Consider the following 1,298-nt stretch of genomic DNA (forward strand, 5'->3'; position numbering starts at 1 on the left):
GCGGCCACAGCCCGCAGGACATATTCCTGGCCGGGTCATTTCTCGATGAAAACGCCGGGTCAGGTCTCAGCGAAAATCAACACGCCACCAAAAAGGGCATGAAGGCGGCGGGCGTGGGGATCTCCAAGGTCCGGACGCTGACTGACCTGATCTAGCGGCCAAGCTGGCGGGCACAAAAAAGCCCGCCGGTTGGCGGGCTGGCGGCAAATGTTCGCCGGTTAGGCGGCTACTCGGCCGGCGGCGTATCCATAGGCAGCATGACGGTGTTCTGATCCACCAGCTCCCAATAGAGAGTAAGCGCCTTGAACCCCGCAATTAGAAGCAGTGGCCAGCCGACGAACACCAGTGCATTCAGTAGCAGTTCGTCTGTCATCTCAGGCCTCCGAGCGTCCTTGTCGCCCTCATATGCAGCATAACGCTGAACCAGAAACATATGCCAGAACCGAGTGCGACCAAGGGAAGGGACGCCTTCGCCTGGAAATCACCGATATTGAACGCGATGGCCGCCGCGGGAGATGCAATGCCAGCGGTCATGACCATCGTGGATATGCTGTTGAGCCAAGCAGATCTCAACTTTAGTCGCTCATTGTGAACTGCGTCAGAAGGTATAATCGTAAAGCGCTTCGCGGGCCCGATCGGCCGAAACATACGAGCTGCAAATCCGATGTTTATGCAAGTATAAAATACGAGGAATGCTAACAACAATCCCAATATGTTAACAACTGGCCCTAATATGGTTGCTCCGAAAAGAACAGCAAAAGGAAAGCTGAGTACTTGTATTTGCATCAGCTTGAAGTATGCCCTCGCGGAGAATGTGATTCCTCTCCGCCGCATAATTGCTGCTGCTACGTAGCCAGATATTAGGCCGCCTAATACTGCAATGGCCAACTTTACGAGATAGAAATTGCTCAGCAGCCAAGGCGGCAGAATGGCAAGGAAGGCGTCTAGGGTCGGCACTTACCACTCCAGTTATTGGGCACCGTAGGCCCCGGCCATCGGAAGATCATTAAGGCGCCTACCTTAACTAAGCATCGGCCTTCGGCTCAGCTAAGCCCAGGTCAGCGGCAGCCGCCTCCCGAGCAATCCCCCGTGCCACGAAGATCAGCGCCTTCCGCGCCTCGGCATCTAGCTCGTCCTCCTTCAGGATCGGCATAGAGGCCCAGCTATACCTATTTCGCCCCACCAACGTTACGCTCAAGTTAGCCTCTGTGCCTTAGAGCCCGTTCTCTTCTGTGGGCGCCCCCGTGAACGCAAGGGAAATCGGCGGGATGGATGGCACGCAGTTGGGTGCTGACTTC

At 55.9% G+C, this 1,298-nt stretch carries 2 protein-coding genes; both read right to left on the bottom strand.

Annotation, left to right across the window (positions count from 1 at the left end; translation table 11 throughout):
- Positions 1 to 226 precede the first annotated feature (226 nt).
- Entirely contained in the window at positions 227 to 373 is a 147-nt protein-coding gene (locus tag EBE87_RS29300; RefSeq protein ID WP_158601090.1) for a hypothetical protein, read from the bottom strand.
- Entirely contained in the window at positions 370 to 957 is a 588-nt protein-coding gene (locus EBE87_RS28875; protein WP_147426316.1) for a hypothetical protein, read from the bottom strand. Before EBE87_RS28875 ends, EBE87_RS29300 begins: the two co-directional genes overlap by 4 nt.
- Positions 958 to 1,298: the final 341 nt, after the last annotated feature.

Origin of the sequence: Teichococcus wenyumeiae (assembly GCF_003696345.1) — a bacterium.
GTDB classification, from domain to species: Bacteria; Pseudomonadota; Alphaproteobacteria; order Acetobacterales; family Acetobacteraceae; genus Pseudoroseomonas; species Pseudoroseomonas wenyumeiae.

Bases quoted from the DNA above. Each gene is read 5' to 3' on its own strand.
- EBE87_RS29300 (WP_158601090.1), bottom strand. From the start codon at position 373: ATGACAGACGAACTGCTACTGAATGCACTGGTGTTCGTCGGCTGGCCA.